Raw genomic sequence first — 19,603 nt, forward strand, 5'->3', positions numbered from 1 at the left:
GGGGCTGGTCGCGCAGTTCCCCGCGCCCCTGGGGGGGGTGCCGCTGGCCTGCGTGGGCGGTGGCGCCGCTTGCGAGGTGCGGCGTTTCGTTGCCGGGTTTCCGCCGGTGGGGGCTGGTCGCGCAGTTCCCCGCGCCCCTGGGGGGTTGCCGCTGGCCTGCGTGATCAGGTCGAGGTGACTCCGACCGTCGTAGCGGCGGGCACTCCCCTGCCCCCTAGCCGCGGCGCTCCCCCGCCCCCCTAGCTGCGGGCAGTCGTGCCGCTGGGGCGGCACGGGTGGGCGCGGCGGCACCCCGCAAGCGCGGCTCAGCGACACGCCCCGCCGCCGGCCGCAACCGACCGCACCTTCTGCCACTCGGCCCGCCCCCAGGGCCTTGTCCGGCCGCGCGGGGGACGCGATGTCCGGCGCGCCCTCACGGCAGAGGTGGTGGTGTCTTCGCTGGGGTTTGGTCCAGGGTCGCGAGTGCCAGGCGTACTGCCTCGTCGAGTTGGGGGTCCGAGCCGGTCGCCCAGTCCTGGGGGCGGTGGACGACCTCCACGTCGGGGTCGACGCCGTGGTTCTCGACCCCCCACTCGTACCCTTCGAGCCAGAACGCGTACTTCGGCTGGGTGATCAGCGTGCGGTCGACCAGCCGGTAGCGGTTGTCGATGCCGATCACGCCGCCCCAGGTGCGGGTGCCGACGACGGGGCCGATGCCGAGGGCCCGTATCGCGGCGTTCACGATGTCCCCGTCCGAGCCGGAGAACTCGTTCGCCACGGCGATCACCGGCCCGCGCGGAGCGTCCCGCGGGTAGCTGTGGGGCCGCATCCCGCGCGGCACCGCCCACCCCACGATCCGCCGGGCGAGCTTCTCCACCACCAGCTGCGAGGTGTGTCCGCCCCGGTTCTCGCGGATGTCGACGACCAGGCCCTCCCTCGCCACCTCCACCCGCAGGTCACGGTGGATCTGCGCCCAGCCGGGAGCCTGCATGTCCGGCACGTGGAGGTAGCCGAGCCGCCCGCCGGAGCGGGCGTGGACATGCGCCCGGCGGTCCGCGACCCACGCGTGGTAGCGCAACGGCTCCTCGTCCGCGACCGGCACGACGACCGCGTGCCGCAGATCGCCGCCGCCCGCCGGGGAGATGGTCAGCTCGATCACCTTGCCCGCCGTACCGACCAGCAGCGGTCCGGGCCCGGTCACCGGGTCCACCGCCCGGCCGCCGACGGCGACGATCGCGTCCCCGGCGCGCACGGCGACCCCGGGCGCGGCCAGCGGGGAGCGGGCGTCGGGGTCGGAGGTCTCCGAGGGGAGGATCCGGTCGACCCGCCAGGTGCCGTCCTCGTGGCGGGAGAGGTCCGCGCCGAGCAGCCCCTGCCGGGCGCCCCCACCCCCGTACCCGCGCGGAATGACGTACGCGTGGGACGTGCCCAGCTCGCCCTGGACCTCCCAGAGCAGGTCGACCAGGTCGTCGTGGGTGGCGATCCGGTCGACCAGGGGGCGGTAGCGGGTAAGGACGGCGTCCCAGTCGACGCCGTTCATGTCGGGCCGCCAGAAGTTCTCCCGCATGATCCGGCCGGTCTCGTCGTACATCTGCCGCCACTCGGCGCCGGGGTCGACGGTCTGGCGGATGCGGGAGAGGTCGACGGAGATGTTGGTGTCGCTGTCGTCGTCGTTGGAGGCCCGCCGGTCGCTGGGGACGACCTTCAGGCGGCCGTCCGTCCACAGCAGGACCCGTTTGCCGTCGCCGCTGACCTCGAAGTGGTCGGCGTCGGCGGCGAGATGCTCGATGCGCTGCTGGGCGAGGTCGTAGCGCTCCAGCTCGGTCTTGGGGTCGGGGTCGTCGGGTGTGGCCCGGGAGGCGCCGAGGACGCCCTGGACGGGGTGGCGCAGCCACAGGACGCCGTCCTTGGCGGCCCGGAGGTTGGAGTAGCGGCCCGCCTCCACCGGGAAGGGCACGATCCGGTCGGCGAGTCCGTCGAGGTCGATACGGGTCGCCGGGGTGCCCTCGCCGTCCGGTGTCTCGTCCTTGTCCGGCGCCTCGAAGGCCCGTCCGTGGCGCTGCGGGCCGAAGGGGGACGGGGTGGTCGCCGCCAGGGTGATCAGGTGCGGTCGGTCACCGACCACGAAGGCCAGGTCGAATACGTGTTCGTCATAGACGGGGTCGAAGGAGCGGTTGGAGAGGAAGGCGAGGTGCTTGCCGTCGGGGGTGAAGGCGGGCGCGTAGTCCTGGAAGCGCAGCGGGGTCGCCTCGGTGACCGTCAGATCGGTGGTGTGGGCGAGGCGGAGCTGGCTGAGCGGGCGGGCGCCGGGGTGGGACCAGGCCAGCCAGCCGGAGTCGGGCGAGAAGGCGAGATCGCTGACGTCGCCGTCCTCGCTGCGGTCGACCTCGCGGACCTCGCCCGTCTCGCGATCGACGAGCAGCAGCCGGCCGTCGTGGGAGGCGACGGCGGCACGGCTGCCGTCGGGGGCCATGGCCAGTTCCAGGACCCGGCCGAGCCGGCCGGCGGCGATCCGGCGGGGGGAGGCGGCGGGGCCGGTGGCGGGCGCGAACTCCAGGGCGTCGGCGCCCTCGGCGTCCGTCACCCACACCACCCATTCCTCGCCGTCCGCGCGGAAGGTGCGCGGCAGCCGGGCCCGTACCCCCGGCTCGGCGGCGAGCGCGCGGGCCGGGCCGGAGCGGTGGGTGACCCAGTGGACGGCGCCGCGCACGGCGACCGCGCTGCCGCGCGCGGTGTGGTCGGGGGCGGCGGCGCCGAACCAGCGCGCGGCGTTCACCGGGTAGGGCTGGCGGTCGGTGCGCTGGCCGCCGAGGCGGATGTCGAGGCGGCGCGGCTCGGCGGTGTCGAGGTCGTCCAGCAGCCACAGTTCGCCCGCGGACGCGTACACGACACGCGTGCCGTCACCGGACGCCTGACGGGCGTAGAAGCCGTCCAGTGGAGTGTGTCGGCGCAGGTCGGAGCCGTCGGCGAGGGAGGAGTACAGGGCGCCGGTGCCCTCGTGGTCGCAGAGGAAGGCGATCCGCTCGCCCGCCCACACGGGGCACTCCAGGTTGCCGTCCAGCCCTTCGTGCAGCCGTACGAATTCGCCGTCGCCGTCGGGGTCGATCCACAGCTTGCCCGCCGTACCGCCCCGGTACCGCTTCCACCAGGCCGCCTCGCGGCCCATCGGGGCGGACAGCAGCACGGTGGCGGGGCCGTGGGCGACGGCGCCGACGGGGCCGTACGGGAGGGTCTCGGCGGGGCCGCCGTCGAGCGGGATCGCGTGGGCCCAGGTGCGGCGGAGCGTGGCCTGGCCCTGGGTGCTCAGGGCGAGGACCCGGCCGTCGGAGGTCCAGCCGCGGACCTGGGTGCGGGCGCTGCCCCAGTGGGTCAGCCGCCGGGAGGGGCCGCCGTCGACGGGGGCGAGGTGCACCTCGGGGGCGCCGTCGCGGGTGGAGGTCCAGGCGACCGTGGTGCCGTCGGGCGAGATGCGCGGCATGGTGGCGGGCACGTTGTCGGCGCTGACCCGCCAGGCCCGCCCGCCGTCGAGCGGGGCGATCCAGACGTCGTCCTCGGCGACGAAGGCGACCGACTCGCCCTGGACATGCGGAAACCGGAGGTACGCAGGCACTGGGGACTGAATCACCTGATCACCCTATGCAGGCGGGGCGTTTCCGCACAGGGGTTTGGGATCACTTGCCGCGTGCTTGACGCGAACGCGGTCATTTCCCCTCGGGCCAGCACTCGGGGTCGCTCTGGCAGTAGACGGTCCGGGTGACGGTGACCGTCGTGGTCGGTTCGGCGCCGGGTGGCTGGTTCACGGGCGGCGCGCTGGTGGCGTCGCAGTCGCCGAGCCCGGAGACCTGGAACCACTCCTTGCCGTCGATCTTCGCGGTGAGATCGCCGCGCACACAGGCCCCGCTGACGGCCCGGGTGACCTTCCCGGTGACGGTGATGTCCTTGCCGTCGTCGGTCTGCCCCTCGCAGTCGACGTCGGCGACGGTGTTCTCGCTCGCGGACGGGCTCGGGGTGGCGCCGTCACCGAGGTCGGCGGTGCAGGTGAGCCACCGGACCTGGGCTTTCTGCCGCTCCAGCTCCTGGGTGACGAGTTGGTCGGTGGTGAAGGTGATGGTCGCGGTGCTCACGGTGGTCCCCGGTTCACAGGCCGCCGTCCCGCCCACGGCGAGCACCACGCCCGCCACGGCCCCGACGGACCTGCGCACCCGGACGCCCGGCCCTGCCCGCCGTAACGCCTGCCACGATGCCGGCCGCGATGTCTGCCGTACTGCCCCCATGACGGCAGCGTGCCATCGTCGCGCCCGTGGCGGTAGTACGCATCGGGGCACGTAAGGCGGCCCTGGCGCAGACCTGGGGGCGTTGCGAGCCGGCTCGGGCTCGTACTCGTGCTCAGCCGACCAGCAACCGCCACTCCTGGAGTTCCACCAAGTTGCCCTCGGGGTCATTGAGATGGGCGACGCGCATGCGTTCGGCCTGTGGGGCGGGTCCGTGCGGGAGGGTGGCGCCGCGGGCCGCTGTGCGGGCGCAGCAGTCGTCCGGATCGTCCACCCGCAGCACGACCAGCGGGCGGTGCCCGGTGGCCGGTTCGCGCATCTCGACGAGGAGTGGGGCCATCGCGGCGGCTCCGGTGACTTTGGCGGCTCCGGCGGCGGGGCTGAGTTTCTCTTACGGTCCCCCGGTCGTCGCCCCCGACCGTGGCTTGAGGCCGAGGACGTCGGCGTAGAAGCGGTAGCAGGCGGCGAAGTCGGTGACCAGCAGTCTGACGTGGGCGAGTTCCACGACGTCCTCCCGCGTGGAGATCAGAACGACCAGCGTCCGGTGCGGCCCAGCAGCAGTGCCGCGGCGGCGGTGCCGGCGGTCGAGGTGCGCAGCACGGTCGGCCCGAGCCGGTACGCCCGCGCCCCGGCCGCGTCGAACAGTGCCAGTTCCTCGGGGGACACGCCTCCTTCGGGCCCGACGACCAGCACGATATGACCCTCGGCGGGCAGTTCGGCCCCGGCCAGGCCCGCGTCGCCGCTCTCGTGGAGTACGGCGGCGAAGTCGGCGGTGGCGAGCAGCTCGGCGACCTCCTTGCCGGACATCAGGCCCGTGACCTCGGGAAAACGCACCCGGCGGGACTGTTTTCCGGCCTCGCGGGCCGTGTTGCGCCACTTCGCCAGCCCTCTGGCGACGCGCTCGCCCTTCCACTGGGTGACACAGCGGGCGGCTGCCCAGGGCACGATCGCGTCGACGCCGACCTCGGTCATCGTCTCGACGGCGACCTCTCCCCGGTCGCCCTTGGGGAGGGCCTGTACGACGGTGAGGCGGGGCTCGGGGGCCGGTTCCTCGGCGGTGCTGTCCAGGAGGACGATCAGCCGGTCCTTGCCCTCGGTGCCGAGGACCGTGCAGTCGGCCCACCGTCCGGCCCCGTCGGTGAGGATCACGTCCTCGCCGGGGCGCAGCCGCTTGACGGAGACCGCGTGGCGTCCCTCGGGCCCGTCCAGGACGTAGCGTCCGCCGTCCCCGGCGTGGAAGTGCTCGACGACGAAGACGGGGGCGGTCATCGGGCGTCCCCTCCGGCGGACAGCGCCGTCCCGGTCGCGGTGAGTTCGGCGACCAGCACCTCGACCAGTTGCGCGGCGGGCATCTCACGGGCCAGCCGGTGGCCCTGTCCGGCCCACAGGGCCATGCCCTGGGCGTCCCCGGCCTTGGCGGCGGCCTTGCGCAGCGGTGCGGTGAGGTGGTGGATCTCGGGGTAGGCGGAGGGCGCGTACGGGCCGTGCTCGCGCAGGAAGCGGTTGACCAGGCCGCGGGCGGGGCGGCCGGAGAAGGCGCGGGTGAGCTGGGTGCGGCCGAACAGCGGGTCGGTCAGGGCCCGCTTGTGCAGGGGGTTGGCGCCGGACTCGGGGGTGATGAGGAAGGCGGTGCCGAGCTGGGCTGCCTGGGCTCCGGCGGCGAGGACGGCGGCGATCTGCGAGCCGCGCATGATGCCTCCGGCGGCGACGACCGGCAGGGCGACGGCCTCTCGGACCTGGGCGACCAGTGACAGCAGGCCGAGTCCCGATCCGTCGTTCTCGGGTATGTCGCGGTGGGTGCCCTGGTGGCCGCCGGCCTCCACGCCCTGCGCGATCACCGCGTCCGCACCGGCCCGCTGCGCGGCGAGGGCCTCCTCGGGGGTGGTGACGGTGACCAGGGTGAGCGTCCCGACCCGGCGCAGCGACTCCAGCACCTCGGGGGTGGGCACGCCGAAGTGGAAGGAGACCACGGGGACGGGGTTGTCGAGGAGCACGGCGAGCTTGGCGTCGTAGCCGTCGTCGCGTCCGCTCTCGGGGTCGCCCAGCTCGGCCTCGTACCAGGCGGCCTCGCCGGCCAGCTGATGGGCGTAGACATCGACGGCGGCGGGGTCGGCGGTGTCCGGCTGGGGCATGAAGAGGTTGACCCCGAAGGGCTTGTTCGTCAGCGTCCGCAGCTGCTTGATCTCCTGATACATGCCGTCGGCCGTCTTGTACCCGGCGGCGAGGAACCCGAGCCCGCCGGCCTCGGACACGGCGAGCGCAAGATGCGGCACGGAGACGCCGCCCGCCATGGGGGCCTGCACGATCGGGTGCGGAAAGAGATCGGTCAGCACGGAGGACATGACCGCATGTTGTCACGTCGCTCGGACAAGTCCGAATCCACCCTAACGGTTGGCATAGTCCCCAGGCATAGGGACGGATCGGGACAACGCAGGCCGGTACGCGGGGCTGCGGGGGTGGGGCTGTGGATACCGGGCGGGGTGCGCGGGGGGGGCGGGACTCGGATGCCGACCGGGCTGGCCCCGGGGGGCAGGATGCGGATACCGACCGGGCTACCCCGGGGGGCGGGAAGCGCCGCGTCCGATGTCCGACCCCCCTCCGGACCACGCGGCCTTGGTGCCCACCGGCAACCAGCCCACCAGCCCACCCAGAAGCAGCGAACGCCCATGTCCATCGGCCCCCCTGGGGCGAGCGATCCGAGCGTCGTCCTTCAGAGGCGCGGGCCGCCTGAGCCCCCTCAGGCGACCCAGGATCAGCACCCCGCTGCTCACAACCCCCGGGCCGGGCAGCCCCAGCGCGCCCCTCGGGCCACCCCGGGGCGGCACCCCCGAGGCCCCTCGGCCCCTCCCCGGACGGGCCCGCCGCGGCAGCTCACCGGCACCCCAGCGGCAGCGCCAGCTCACCGCCCGTTGAACGCGTCCTTCAACCGCGAGAACAACCCCTGCTGCCCCGGCTGAAACTGCCCCGTGGGGCGTTCCTCACCACGCGCCTTGGACAGTTCGCGCAGCAGGCGTTCCTGCTCCGGGTCGAGTTTGGTCGGGGTCATCACCTCGACGTGGACGATCAGGTCGCCCCGGCCGCCGCCGCGCAGATGCGTGACGCCCCGGCCGTGCAGCGGGATCGACTGGCCGGACTGGGTGCCGGGCCGGATGTCGACCTCCTCCATGCCGTCGAGGGTCTCCAGCGGCACCTTGGTGCCGAGGGCGGCCGCGGTCATGGGGATGGTGACCGTGCAGTGCAGATCGTCGCCGCGCCGCTGGAACATCGCGTGCGGCAGTTCATGGATCTCGACGTAGAGGTCACCGGCGGGTCCGCCGCCGGGCCCGACCTCGCCCTCGCCCGCGAGCTGGATACGGGTGCCGTTGTCGACACCGGCCGGGATCTTCACGGTGAGCGTGCGCCGCGAGCGGACCCGGCCGTCACCGGCGCACTCGGGGCACGGGGTGGGGACGACCGTGCCGAAGCCCTGGCACTGCGGACAGGGCCGGGAGGTCATGACCTGGCCCAGGAAGGACCGGGTGACCTGCGAGACCTCACCCCGGCCGCGGCACATGTCACAGGTCTGCGCCGTGGTGCCGGGGGCCGCGCCCTCGCCGTTGCAGGTGGCACAGACGATCGCCGTGTCGACCTGGATGTCCTTGGTCGTGCCGAACGCGGCCTCGTCCAGCTCGATCTCGATACGGATCATGGCGTCCTGGCCGCGGCGGGTGCGCGAGCGCGGCCCGCGCTGCGACGCCGTGCCGAAGAACGCGTCCATGATGTCCGAGAAGTTCCCGAAGCCACCGGCGCCGAAGCCCGCGCCCGCGCCGCCCGCCTGCGAGAGGGGGTCGCCGCCGAGGTCGTAGACCTGCTTCTTCTGCGGGTCCGACAGCACCTCGTAAGCGGCGTTGATCTCCTTGAACCGCTCCTGGGTCTTCGGATCCGGGTTGACGTCCGGATGCAGCTCGCGCGCGAGCCGCCGGAACGCCTTCTTGATCTCATCCTGCGACGCGTCGCGACGCACACCGAGAACTGCGTAATAGTCCGTGGCCACTTACGACTCCGCCAGGATCTGTCCGACGTAACGTGCCACTGCCCGTACCGCTCCCATCGTTCCCGGGTAATCCATGCGGGTCGGTCCGACCACGCCGAGCTTGGCAACCGCCTCGCCGCCCGAACCGTAGCCCACGGACACGACCGACGTGGAGTTGAGTCCCTCATGGGCGTTCTCGTGACCGATCCGCACGGTCATGCCCGAATCCTTCGCCTCGCCGAGCAACTTGAGGAGGACGACCTGTTCCTCCAGCGCCTCCAGGACGGGCCGGATGGTGAGGGGGAAATCATGTCCGAAGCGGGTGATGTTGGCGGTGCCGCCGATCATCAGCCGCTCCTCGGTCTGCTCCACCAGCGTCTCCAGAAGTGTGGAGAGTACCGTCTGGACCGTACCCCGGTCCTCGGCGTCGAAGCTCTCCGGCAGATCCTGGACGAGCGGCGGCACGTCCGGGAACCGGCGCCCGGCCACCCGGCTGTTCAGCCGGGCCCGCAGATCGGCGAGGGCGATCTCGCCGAAGGGCGCCGGGCAGTCCACCATCCGCTGCTCGACCCGGCCGGTGTCGGTGATCAGCACCAGCATCAGCCGCGCGGGCGCCAGCGCCAGCAGCTCGACATGGCGCACGGTGGACCGGGTCAGCGACGGGTACTGCACCACGGCGACCTGCCGGGTGAGCTGGGCGAGCAGCCGTACCGTCCGCCCCACCACGTCGTCGAGGTCGACCGCCCCGTCCAGGAAGCTCTGGATCGCACGCCGCTCGGCGCCGGACATCGGCTTGACCTCGGCGAGCTTGTCGACGAACAGCCGGTAGCCCTTGTCCGTCGGGATCCGCCCGGCGGAGGTGTGCGGCTGCGCGATGAAGCCCTCGTCCTCCAGGGCCGCCATGTCATTGCGCACGGTGGCCGGGGAGACGCCCAGGTTGTGCCGCTCGGTGAGCGCCTTGGAGCCGACGGGCTCCTCGGTGCCGACGTAGTCCTGGACGATGGCGCGCAGTACCTGAAGTCTTCGTTCACTGAGCATCCGCGCACACCTCCAGCAGTCGTCGTCCCGCTCGCCGTCTTCCCTGGCACTCGACGCCCCCGAGTGCCAGCCCTGCCCGGCCAGTGTACGGCCGTCCGGCGCGCCCGGGGCAAGACCGGCCATGACGGGGCCCCGCGGCGGGCACACCGCCCGTGTCGCTACCGCTAGCGTCGCCGTATGACGGTGACTTGGGAAGAGCTGGGCTGGGAGCGGCTGGGGCCCGGCGTCGGGCGGTGCCGGCTGCCGCGGTGGGACTGCACGGTCGGCCTGGTGGCCGGCGAGGGGGCGGTGCTGCTGATCGACGCGGGGGCCAGCCTGCGCGAGGGCGCCGAGCTGCGGGCCCGCGCGCAGGCGCTCACGGGTCGCCGTGTGACCCATCTCGCGCTCACCCACCCGCACTTCGACCATGTCTTCGGCGCGGCGGCCTTCGCGGGCGCGGACGTGTTCGGCGCGGTCGGTGTGGGCCCGGCGCTGACCGGACGGCACGCGCGCGAGGAGCTGCGCGCGGACGCGGTGCGTCACGGGCTGCCCGAGGCGGACGCGTCACAGGCCGCGCGGGCGCTGTCCGCGCCCGGCCGTCAGGTCACCGGCGAGTGGACCCTGGACCTCGGCGGCGGCCGGCAGGCGCTGCTGGCCAACGTCGGCCCCGGCCACACCGCCCACGACCTCGCCGTCCTGGTCCCCGGCGAGCGCGAGGTGGTGTTCTGCGGCGACCTGGTCGAGGAGTCGGGGCCACCCCAGGCGGGCCCGGACGCGGTGCCGTCGCGCTGGCCGGACGCCCTGGACCGGCTGCTGGCGCTGGGCGGCGAGGACGCGCTGTACGTGCCCGGTCACGGAGCGGTGGTGGGGGCGGCGTTCGTACGGGAGCAGCGGGACGCGCTGGCCGCGCGTTTCGGCGTGTCGGGGTGAGCGGGCACCCGTCGGGGGGCCGCTTCTCCTATCGTCGTGCGAATGCGCCCGTACTCTCCGGATCTGACCCCGCCGTGGAAGAAGCAGCGGCCCGCCCCCGAGGTCCCGGCGGAGCCCGGTCTGGTGGTGGAGGAGCCCGGCACCGGTTTCTGCGGCGCGGTGATCCGCTGCGAGGCGGGCACGGTCACCCTGGAGGACCGCTTCGGCAAGCACCGCGTCTTCCCGCTCCAGCCGCGCGGTTTCCTGCTGGAGGGCCGGCCCGTCACCCTCGTACGCCCCACGGGTGACGGTGCTCCGGTACGTCCCTCCCGCACCGCCTCCGGTTCGGTCGCCGTGCCCGGTGCGCGGGCCCGGGTCGCCCGCGCGGGCCGCATCTATGTGGAGGGCCGGCACGACGCCGAGCTGGTCGAGAAGGTGTGGGGCGACGATCTGCGGATCGAGGGCGTCGTCGTGGAGTACCTGGAGGGCGTGGACGACCTGCCGTCGATCGTGTCGGCCTTCGGCCCCGGCCCCGATGCCCGTCTGGGCGTCCTGGTGGACCATCTGGTGCCCGGCACCAAGGAGTGGCGGATCGCGGGCTCGGTGACCAGCGAGCACGCGCTGGTGGTGGGGCATCCGTACATCGACATCTGGGAGGCGGTGAAGCCGTCGGCCCTGGGGATCCCCGCGTGGCCGCGCGTCCCGCACGGGCAGGACTGGAAGACGGGGGTGTGCCGGGCGCTGGGCTGGCCGTCACAGAACACGGGCGCGGTGTGGCAGGCGATCCTGGGGCGGGTGGGGTCCTACCGGGATCTGGAGCCGGAGTTGCTGGGGAGGGTGGAGGAGCTGATCGATTTCGTCACGGATAGCGGTGGGGCCTGACATCGGGGTACGTACCGAACTCGCTGGTGTCCAACTCGACGCCCAGGATGTCGAGCGGCATCGCCTCGCCGAACTTCGCGATGTGCTGTACCCGGTAGTCGGCTGCCTCGCCCTTCCCCTCCGGCTTCGTCAGCAGGACGCACTGCCCCATGATCGGGTCGATGACGAGATAGGCGGGCACCTTGCCTGCCGCGTAGACGGATCGTTTGAGGGCGTAGTCACGGTAGACGCTGGTCTTCGAGACGACCTCCACGGCCATCGTGATCAACGGGCACGGCAGGAGACGTCCGGAACTGGGCAGGACGTCCCGCGCCACGACCACCAGGTCGGGAACAGGCTCGCTCGCCTCGTCGAGTACATCCACGTCCTGAGTCTGCAGGGGATACCAGCGATCCAGCGGGATCTGCCTCTCGGTGAGGAGCACGATCAGGTTGTGCACCAGATCAGGGCTGGCCCTCATCACGATTTCTCCCCGCAGAAGCTCCACCTTGAGTCCGTCGGGCGGCTCAAATCGCGCGAGGAACTCTGCGACTCCACGTTCGTCCACAGCGGTCATCTCCGTGGCCTCCACATTCGCCGCGTACTGTCCGCGGCAGCTTAGGGATCAGGTTAGGCACCGAACCCTCGTTCCGCACCGATTCACTCGCCGGAGTGATCAGTCCACGCCCCGGGGTGATCAGTCCACCAGATCCCTGACCACCCCGTCCGCCAGCAACCGCCCCCGCAGCGTCAGCACCGCGCGCCCCTGCCCGTACGCCCCCTCGTCCAGCAGCCCTTCCTCCAGGGCCCGGCGGGAGGCCGCGAGCCCCTGTGCCCGCAGCAGCGCCAGCGGCACCCCTTCCCGCAGCCGCAGCTCCAGCAGGATCCGCTCGACCCGCCGGTCCTCGTCGGCCAGCAGTTCCCGCCCGGCACCCGGGGAGCGCCCCGCGGCCAGGGCGGAGGCGTACGCGCCCGGATGCTTCACGTTCCACCAGCGCACCCCGCCCACGTGGGAATGGGCCCCGGGCCCGGCGCCCCACCAGTCGGCGCCCCGCCAGTACAGCTCGTTGTGCAGACAGCGGCCCGCGTCGGAGGTGGCCCAGTTCGACACCTCGTACCAGTCGAATCCGGCCGCCGACAGCACGGACTCGGCGATCAGATAGCGGTCCGCGTGGACGTCGTCGTCGGTCATCGGGACCTCACCGCGCCGGATCCGCCGGGCGAGCTGGGTGCCCTCCTCCACGATCAGGGCGTACGCGCTGATGTGGTCCGGTCCGGCGCCCAGGGCGGCGTCCAGCGAGGCCCGCCAGTCGTCGTCGGACTCGCCGGGCGTGCCGTAGATCAGATCGAGGTTGACGTGCGCGAAGCCCGCCGCACGGGCCTCCGCGACGCAGCGCTCGGGACGGCCGGGGGTGTGCGTGCGGTCGAGCACCTTCAGGACATGCTGCCGGGCGCTCTGCATACCGAAGGAGACCCGGTTGAAGCCCCCCGCGCCCAGCTCGGCCAGATACGCCGGATCGACCGACTCCGGGTTCGCCTCGGTGGTGACCTCCGCGTCCGCCGCCAGCCCGAACTCGTCACGGACCGCCCCCAGCATCCGTACGAGATCGGCGGCGGCCAGCAGCGTGGGCGTACCGCCGCCGACGAAGACCGTACGGACCGGGCGGGGGTCGTCGCCCAGGACCTTGCGGGCGAGGCGGATCTCGTCGATCAGGGTGTCGGCGTAGCTGTCACGGGAGGCGAGGACGCCGCCGGTGCCGCGCAGCTCGGTCGCCGTGTAGGTGTTGAAGTCGCAGTAGCCGCAGCGGGTCGCGCAGTACGGCACGTGGAGGTAGAAGCCGAGGGGGCGGTCCGCGGCCCCGGCGAGCGCGGACGCGGGCAGCGAGCCGTCGGCGGGGACGGGGTCGCCGTCGGGGAGAGCGGAGGGCATGCGTTCTATTGTCCCGCACCGGGGCGTGGCCGCGGACCGGCGCGTTGTCGTGGACCGGCGGGTTGCCCTGGACCGGGCTGGTGTCCTGGACCGGGCTGGTGTCCTGGACCGGCCCGTCTTCGCACACCGGCCCGTCGTACCGCACCGGCCTGGTGTCCCGGACCGGCCCGCCGTCCCACACCAGACCCGCTCCCCCCACCGGCCCGGTGTCCCGGACCGGCCTGATCTCCCCTCCCGGCTCCGGCTCCGGGCCCTGGCCCCCCACCGGGCCGGTCCCTCACCTACCGGGGGCCTGTTCCCGCTCCCCCGCCCGGGACCCTGTTCCGCCACCCGCCGGGCCCGGGACCCTATTCCTCCGCCCACCGGGGCCCTATTCCGCCTGGAGGACCAGCAGGGCGAGGTCGTCCTCGGGTGGGCCGCCGCCGAACTCGTGCACGAGTCGGCTGATCCGGTCGGCGATCAGGTCCGCGCTGAGCCCGGCGCAGCCCGCGAGCGCGGCGGCCAGCCCGTCCCCGTCGTCGAACTGGCGTGATCCGCTGCGCCGCTCGGTCACTCCGTCGGTGACGCAGAGCAGGCTGTCGCCGGACCGCAGCTCGAAGGTCTCACTGGTGTACATCTCGTCCTCGACCACCCCGAGCAGGGTCTGCGGCGCGGCGGCCGTACGGACGCTGCCGTCGGACCCGAGCAGCAGCGGCAGCGGATGTCCGGCGGAGGCGACGGTGCAGCGGACGCCGCCGTCGAAGAGGGTCAGCTCGCCGTAGAGGAGGGAGAGGAAGCGGGTCTGCGGGCCGTCGAAGGGGGCGACGGGACCGGCGAGGGCGCGGGCGGCGGCGTCGGCGGCCTCCGTGGCGTCGTCGAGGAGGAGCTGGTTGAGCCGGTCGAGGACATCGGCGACGCGGTAGCCCTCGCGGGCCAGCAGCCGCAGCCAGGGCCGGGCCAGGCCGATGACGACGGCCGCCTCCGGGCCCTTGCCCTGGACATCGCCGACGGCGAAGCACCAGCGGCCGTCGGCGGCCGGGAAGAGGTCGTAGAAGTCGCCGCTGGGGCCGCCCTTGTCGCACGGCTCGTAGACGAGGGCGCTGCGCACGCCGGGGATCTCGGCGACGGCACCGGGCAGCAGTCCGCGCTGGAGGACGGCGCTGATGGTGGCCTGGCGGGCGTACTGCCGGGCGGCGCCGATGGCGAGGGCGACCCGGCGGCTGAGGTCCTCGACCAGTCCGACCACCTCGTCCGGGAAGCGGGACACGCCGGACCGCCCGATCACCAGCGTGCCCAGCGGCCGGCCGCCCGCGATCAGCCGGTAGGCCAGCGCCGACCCCTGCGCGCCGGGTCCGCCGAGGCTCTGCCCCGGCCAGGGGTAGGGCGCGGGGCCGGACGATATGCCCTCGCTGCCGTGCGGCGGCTCCTTCTCCAGGGCGTGGCGGAGTTCCTCGATCCGGTCCTCGCTGCCGTGCCAGACACGGGCGAGCCGGGCGCCGGGCGCGGCGGCACCCCAGCCGCGGCCCATGGCCTCGTCCTCCAGCCAGATCGCGCACCAGTCGGCGAGCCGCGGCACCAGGAGCTGTCCGGTGAGCGCGGCGACGAGATCCTCGTCCAGCTGCCCGGCGAGCAGATCGGACGCCTCGGCGAGAAAGGTCAGCGCGCCCCGGCCCAGCCAGTCGCGGTCCCCGTCCCCGCGCCGGGTCTCGGGGGCGAGCAGTGCGGCGAGTCCGGGGCCGCGCGGATCGTCGTACGGCTCGATCTCCTCGGCGGGCAGCCGGGCCCAGACCGTCTTGCCGCCCCGGCGGTAGGTGACGCCCCACTCCAGCGACAGCGCGGCCACCATGCGCAGGCCGCGGCCGTACTCGGGGGTGTCGTCGGGGGTGTCGTCGGGAGGCTCGGCTTCGGTGTCCGTACCGGCGTCGCGCGGGGCGCGTGAGGGGTGGTGGTCGCCGACCTCGACGAGCAGGGCGCCGGTGCGCAGGTCGAGCCGGCAGCCCAGCTCGATGTCGGTACGGGCGTGGACGACGGCGTTGGTCACCAGCTCGCTGACCACGGCGAGGGTGTCGTCCACCTGCCGGACGCCGGGCTGCCGCCCGCCGGGCGGCTCGCGTCCGCCCCAGTCGGCCAGCGCGGCCCGGACCAGCCCACGGGCGGTGCCGGGGGCGAGGGGGCCGCCGGAGAGGGTGGTCCGCAGAGCGGGGTCCTCACCGGCTCCCTCCAAGCCGGGCGCGGGCACGTCGGAGGCAAGGGAAACGGCCCCTTCGGCGGTCTCCCGTTGCGCCGGAATGGCCCCCATGGGCAGCTCCCCGAACGGCTCGGACGAAAACCCCGCGATCGATGCCGACAGGGTGACAGACCGACCACGTCCATAAGCGCCGAGTTACCGAAGTGGGCCGCGATGAGAGAGATCCGTGCCAGCCGAGTGCCCGAATGCGGACGCATTCGACCACGAAAGCAACGTCCTGTGTCCAAGTCCGAGGTTCACCCTCACGCGAGGGTTTGAGCCGACGGCAGTCCGCGCGACCTGAAAGGGGGGGCCAGGCTGCCCGACCTAAGAGGGGCGCGGGGAACTGCGCGACAAGCCACGACGAGCCCGCGCCCGCCAACGAGCCAAAGCCCCCCACCCGCCCCCTACTTCTCGCGGGCGCCCTCGTACATCTCCTCCAGCAGATGCCGGTACTCCCGCTCCACCACCGGCCGCTTCAGCTTCAGACTCGGCGTGATCTCCCCGTGCTCCACGTCCAGATCCCGCGGCAGCAGCCGGAACTTCTTGATCGTCTGCCACCGCTGGAGCCCGGCGTTGAGCTGCCGCACGTACTCCTCGACCATGGCCACGGTCGCCGGGGCGGCCACGATCTCGGCGTACGTCCGCCCGTCCAGGCCGTTCTCCTTGGCCCACTGGGTGAGCGACACCTCGTCGAGGGCGATCAGCGCGGTGCAGTAGTTCCGGTCGGCCCCGTGCACGAGGATGTTGGAGACGTACGGGCACACCGACTTGAACGACCCCTCGATCTCGGTCGGCGCGATGTACTTGCCGCCCGAGGTCTTGAAGAGGTCCTTCTTGCGGTCGGTGATCCGCAGATACCCGTCGGGCGACAGCTCCCCGATGTCCCCGGTGTGCAGCCACCCGTCCGCTTCGAGCACCTCCGCGGTCTGCTCGGGCAGCCCGTGGTAGCCCTCCATGATCCCGGGGCTGCGCAGCAGGATCTCCCCGTCCTCGGCGATCCGGACCTCCGTGCCGGGCAGCGGCTTGCCGACCGTGCCGGTGCGGTACGCCTCGCCGGGGTTCACGAAGGACGCGGCGGAGGACTCGGTGAGCCCGTACCCCTCCAGGATGTGGATGCCGGCGCCGGCGAAGAAGTAGCCGATCTCCGGGGCCAGCGCGACCGAGCCGGACACGCAGGCCCGCAGCCGCCCGCCGAAGGCGTCCCGCAGCTTGGAGTAGACGAGCGCGTCGGCCACCTTGTGCTGGGCGCCGAGTTTGAACGGTACGTTCGCCGACCCGGTCCGCCGGAAGTTGTCCTGCGAGACCTTGGCGTACTCGCGGGCGACACCGGCCGCCCACTGGAAGATCTTGTACTTGGCGGGCCCGCCCGCACGGGCCTTGGCGGCGACCCCGTTGTAGACCTTCTCGAAGATCCGCGGCACGGCCGCCATGTACGTCGGCCGGACCACCGGCAGATTCTCGATGATCTTGTCGACCCGGCCGTCGACGGCGGTGATGTGCCCGACCTCGATATGGCCCGAGGTGAGCACCTTGCCGAAGACATGGGCGAGCGGCAGCCACAGATACTGCACGTCCTCGCTGCTGATCAGCCTGGTCGCGGCGATGGCCTTCGCCATGTAGGACCAGTTGTCGTGCGGCAGCCGGACACCCTTGGGGCGGCCGGTGGTACCGGAGGTGTAGATCAGGGTGGCGAGCTGGTCCTTGGTGATCGCCCCGACCCGCTCCTTGATGAGGTCGGGGTCCTTCTCCAGCCGGGCGGCGCCGCGTGCCTCCAGCTCGGCGAGGGTGAGCACCTGGTCGCCGGTCTCCACGCCCTGCGCGTCGATCACCACGACATGGGTCAGTTCGGGCAGCTCGGCCCGCTTGGCGAGGGCCTTGGCGGCCTGCTCGGCGTTCTCCGCGATCAGCACCCGGCTGCCGGAGTCGGAGAGGATGTACGCCGATTCATCGGCGTTGGTCTGCGGATAGACGGTGGTGGTGGCGGCGCCCGCGCACATGATGCCGAGGTCGGCGAGCATCCATTCGATCCGGGTGGCGGAGGCCAGCGCGACCCGCTCCTCGGGCCCGACGCCCAGCTCGATCAGCCCGGCCGCCATCGCGTAGACCCGCTCGGCGGCCTGCGCCCAGGTCAGCGACTTCCAGTCGTCCGGGCCCTGTCCGGAGGCGGACGGCACGGGGTAGCGGTACGCCTCGGCGTCCGGTGTGGCGGACACGCGTTCCAGGAAGAGACCCGCGACGGACGGCGGCCGGTTCTCGATCAAACTCTGTGTGTCGGTCACGACATCCTCCGGGGCGGCTGTTGTCACTCGCTGCGCCCGTTCCTACCCACGCGCTCTTGTTTAACTCGCGAGTAACCAGCGGGCAGGGACAGAGTAGAGCCCGACCGCCCGGTGCGTAAGACTCCGCGCCCCGCCACTTCGGACCTGCCCGTCCCTCGGGCTCACCGCACCGGTGAGCGGCGGACCCGAGGGCCGGGAAAGATCGCTCCCGGCGCGCTGCGTCTTGCTACTTCCTTCTGCTGCTCACTACTTCCTGCTACTTCTGCTACTTCTTGCTCTTGGGGGAGCTGTCGTCGCTGGAGAGCACCGCGATGAAGGCCTCCTGGGGTACCTCCACGGCCCCCACCATCTTCATCCGCTTCTTGCCTTCTTTCTGCTTCTCCAGCAGCTTGCGCTTACGCGAGATGTCACCGCCGTAGCACTTGGCGAGGACGTCCTTGCGGATGGCGCGGATGGTCTCGCGGGCGATCACCCGGGAGCCGATCGCGGCCTGCACCGGCACCTCGAAGTTCTGCCGCGGGATCAGCTCCTTGAGCTTGGCGACGAGCCGGACGCCGTACGCGTACGCCTGGTCCTTGTGGGTGATCGCCGAGAAGGCGTCCACCTTGTCGCCGTGCAGCAGGATGTCGACCTTGACGAGGGAACCGGCCTGCTCGCCCGTGGGCTCGTAGTCCAGGGAGGCATAGCCGCGGGTCTTGGACTTCAGCTGGTCGAAGAAGTCGAAGACGATCTCCGCGAGGGGGAGGGTGTAGCGGATCTCCACCCGGTCCTCGGAGAGATAGTCCATGCCGAGCAGGGTGCCGCGCCGGGTCTGGCACAGCTCCATGATCGCGCCGATGAACTCGGTGGGCGCCAGGATGGTGGCCCGCACCATCGGCTCGAAGACCTCGTCGATCTTCCCCTCGGGGAACTCGCTGGGATTGGTGACGACGATCTCGGTACGGTCCTCCAGGATCACGCGATACACCACATTGGGCGCGGTGGCGATGAGATCGAGCCCGAACTCGCGCTCCAGCCGCTCCCGGACCACATCGAGGTGCAGCAGCCCCAGGAAGCCGACGCGGAAGCCGAAGCCGAGGGCGGCGGAGGTCTCCGGCTCGTACACCAGGGCCGCGTCGTTGAGCTGGAGCTTGTCGAGGGCCTCGCGCAGCTCGGGGTAGTCGGACCCGTCGAGCGGATAGAGCCCGGAGAAGACCATGGGCTTGGGGTCCTTGTACCCGCCGAGCGCCTCGGTGGCCCCCTTGTGCTGGCTGGTGACGGTGTCACCGACCTTGGACTGGCGGACGTCCTTCACGCCGGTGATCAGATAGCCCACCTCGCCGACGCCGATCCCGTCGCCGGGCAGCATCTCGGGCGAGCTGACGCCGATCTCCAGCAGTTCGTGCGTGGCGCCGGTGGACATCATCCGGATCCGCTCACGCCGGCTGAGCTGGCCGTCGATGACCCGGACGTACGTCACGACCCCGCGGTAGGAGTCGTACACCGAGTCGAAGATCATGGCGCGGGCGGGCGCGTCCTTGACCCCGACCGGCGCCGGCACCTCGGCGACCACCTTGTCCAGCAGTGCCTCGACACCGAGCCCGGTCTTGGCGGACACCTTGAGCACATCACCCGGCTCGCACCCGACCAGATTGGCCAGCTCCTCCGCGAACTTCTCGGGCTGCGCGGCGGGCAGGTCGATCTTGTTGAGTACGGGGATGATGGTGAGGTCGTTCTCCATCGCCAGGTAGAGATTGGCGAGGGTCTGGGCCTCGATGCCCTGGGCGGCGTCGACGAGGAGGACCGTGCCCTCGCACGCGGCGAGGGACCGCGAGACCTCATAGGTGAAGTCGACGTGCCCCGGAGTGTCGATCATGTTGAGGATGTGCGTGTTGCTCTTGTCGTGGGTGGGGGCCCACGGCAGTCGCACCGCCTGGGACTTGATCGTGATGCCGCGCTCGCGCTCGATGTCCATCCGGTCGAGGTACTGAGCACGCATCTGCCGCTGCTCGACCACCCCGGTGAGCTGGAGCATCCGGTCGGCGAGCGTGGACTTGCCGTGGTCGATGTGCGCGATGATGCAGAAGTTGCGGATCAGAGCCGGGTCGGTACGGCTCGGCTCGGGCACATGGTTAGGGGTCGCGGGCACGCAGGGTC

At 72.3% G+C, this 19,603-nt stretch carries 13 protein-coding genes and 1 pseudogene; 2 read left to right on the forward strand and 12 right to left on the reverse strand.

All coding sequences use genetic code 11. The features are described 5' to 3' along the window. Positions 1-412: 412 nt before the first annotated feature. From ACFRFC_RS33620 to hrcA, 7 genes and pseudogenes are all read right to left on the reverse strand, one after another. Positions 413-3,589: a S41 family peptidase gene (locus ACFRFC_RS33620; protein ID WP_382689040.1), complete on the reverse strand. Its 3,177-nt coding sequence runs from the start codon at positions 3,587-3,589 to the stop codon at positions 413-415. 91 nt (positions 3,590-3,680) lie between these two features. Beyond that, the gene (locus ACFRFC_RS33625; protein ID WP_382689038.1) at positions 3,681-4,253 is read right to left on the reverse strand and encodes a hypothetical protein; all 573 of its coding nucleotides are present in this window, start codon (positions 4,251-4,253) and stop codon (positions 3,681-3,683) included. A gap of 112 nt (positions 4,254-4,365) precedes the next feature. Then, positions 4,366-4,755 (reverse strand): annotated as a pseudogene (locus tag ACFRFC_RS33630) (VOC family protein). Positions 4,756-4,775: 20 nt separating this feature from the next. Beyond that, positions 4,776-5,519, reverse strand: a complete 744-nt coding sequence (locus ACFRFC_RS33635; protein ID WP_382689035.1) for a 16S rRNA (uracil(1498)-N(3))-methyltransferase — start codon at positions 5,517-5,519, stop codon at positions 4,776-4,778. Continuing rightward, positions 5,516-6,592 carry a nitronate monooxygenase gene (locus ACFRFC_RS33640; protein ID WP_382689033.1) on the reverse strand — a complete coding sequence of 359 codons (1,077 nt, stop codon included), beginning with the start codon at positions 6,590-6,592 and terminating at the stop codon, positions 5,516-5,518. Before ACFRFC_RS33640 ends, ACFRFC_RS33635 begins: the two co-directional genes overlap by 4 nt. A 557-nt stretch (positions 6,593-7,149) precedes the next feature. Next, positions 7,150-8,283: a molecular chaperone DnaJ gene (dnaJ, locus tag ACFRFC_RS33645; protein ID WP_382689031.1), complete on the reverse strand. Its 1,134-nt coding sequence runs from the start codon at positions 8,281-8,283 to the stop codon at positions 7,150-7,152. Next, entirely contained in the window at positions 8,284-9,300 is a 1,017-nt protein-coding gene (gene hrcA / locus ACFRFC_RS33650; RefSeq protein ID WP_382689029.1) for a heat-inducible transcriptional repressor HrcA, read from the reverse strand. Positions 9,301-9,477: 177 nt separating this feature from the next. On the opposite strand from hrcA, the gene ACFRFC_RS33655 reads away from it, so the two are divergent. Together ACFRFC_RS33655 and ACFRFC_RS33660 are read left to right on the forward strand one after the other, a co-directional pair. Continuing rightward, positions 9,478-10,209 (forward strand): MBL fold metallo-hydrolase, encoded by a 732-nt coding sequence (locus ACFRFC_RS33655; RefSeq protein WP_382689027.1) that lies wholly within the window; start codon positions 9,478-9,480, stop codon positions 10,207-10,209. Positions 10,210-10,251: 42 nt separating this feature from the next. Then, the gene (locus ACFRFC_RS33660) at positions 10,252-11,070 is read left to right on the forward strand and encodes a DUF3097 domain-containing protein (protein WP_382689024.1); all 819 of its coding nucleotides are present in this window, start codon (positions 10,252-10,254) and stop codon (positions 11,068-11,070) included. Here the strand turns inward: ACFRFC_RS33660 and ACFRFC_RS33665 are convergent. From ACFRFC_RS33665 to lepA, 5 genes are all read right to left on the reverse strand, one after another. Further along, entirely contained in the window at positions 11,048-11,626 is a 579-nt protein-coding gene (locus tag ACFRFC_RS33665) for a Uma2 family endonuclease (RefSeq protein WP_382689022.1), read from the reverse strand. The two genes, ACFRFC_RS33660 and ACFRFC_RS33665, sit on opposite strands and share 23 nt — an antisense overlap. A 120-nt stretch (positions 11,627-11,746) precedes the next feature. After that, positions 11,747-12,979 carry a radical SAM family heme chaperone HemW gene (hemW, locus tag ACFRFC_RS33670; protein WP_382689019.1) on the reverse strand — a complete coding sequence of 411 codons (1,233 nt, stop codon included), beginning with the start codon at positions 12,977-12,979 and terminating at the stop codon, positions 11,747-11,749. Between the two features lie 370 nt (positions 12,980-13,349). After that, a complete protein-coding gene (locus ACFRFC_RS33675) occupies positions 13,350-15,257 on the reverse strand; it encodes a SpoIIE family protein phosphatase (protein WP_382689016.1) in 1,908 nt (635 codons plus the stop codon). A gap of 335 nt (positions 15,258-15,592) precedes the next feature. Next, positions 15,593-17,467: an AMP-dependent synthetase/ligase gene (locus ACFRFC_RS33680; RefSeq protein ID WP_382689013.1), complete on the reverse strand. Its 1,875-nt coding sequence runs from the start codon at positions 17,465-17,467 to the stop codon at positions 15,593-15,595. 265 nt (positions 17,468-17,732) lie between these two features. Continuing rightward, positions 17,733-19,595 carry a translation elongation factor 4 gene (lepA, locus tag ACFRFC_RS33685; RefSeq protein ID WP_382689010.1) on the reverse strand — a complete coding sequence of 621 codons (1,863 nt, stop codon included), beginning with the start codon at positions 19,593-19,595 and terminating at the stop codon, positions 17,733-17,735. Positions 19,596-19,603: the final 8 nt, after the last annotated feature.

It is taken from the genome of Streptomyces sp. NPDC056734 (assembly GCF_042790455.1).
Lineage (GTDB): Bacteria > Actinomycetota > Actinomycetes > Streptomycetales > Streptomycetaceae > Streptomyces.

What these genes read in the sequence shown, in the direction of transcription:
- ACFRFC_RS33655 (WP_382689027.1), top strand. Translation starts at nt 9,478, where the DNA reads ATGACGGTGACTTGGGAAGAGCTGGGCTGGGAGCGGCTGGGGCCCGGC.
- ACFRFC_RS33640 (WP_382689033.1), bottom strand. Translation starts at nt 6,592, where the DNA reads ATGTCCTCCGTGCTGACCGATCTCTTTCCGCACCCGATCGTGCAGGCC.
- hrcA (WP_382689029.1), bottom strand. Translation starts at nt 9,300, where the DNA reads ATGCTCAGTGAACGAAGACTTCAGGTACTGCGCGCCATCGTCCAGGAC.
- ACFRFC_RS33665 (WP_382689022.1), bottom strand. Translation starts at nt 11,626, where the DNA reads ATGACCGCTGTGGACGAACGTGGAGTCGCAGAGTTCCTCGCGCGATTT.
- ACFRFC_RS33675 (WP_382689016.1), bottom strand. Translation starts at nt 15,257, where the DNA reads ATGGGGGCCATTCCGGCGCAACGGGAGACCGCCGAAGGGGCCGTTTCC.
- ACFRFC_RS33625 (WP_382689038.1), bottom strand. Translation starts at nt 4,253, where the DNA reads ATGGGGGCAGTACGGCAGACATCGCGGCCGGCATCGTGGCAGGCGTTA.
- ACFRFC_RS33660 (WP_382689024.1), top strand. Translation starts at nt 10,252, where the DNA reads ATGCGCCCGTACTCTCCGGATCTGACCCCGCCGTGGAAGAAGCAGCGG.
- ACFRFC_RS33635 (WP_382689035.1), bottom strand. Translation starts at nt 5,519, where the DNA reads ATGACCGCCCCCGTCTTCGTCGTCGAGCACTTCCACGCCGGGGACGGC.
- hemW (WP_382689019.1), bottom strand. Translation starts at nt 12,979, where the DNA reads ATGCCCTCCGCTCTCCCCGACGGCGACCCCGTCCCCGCCGACGGCTCG.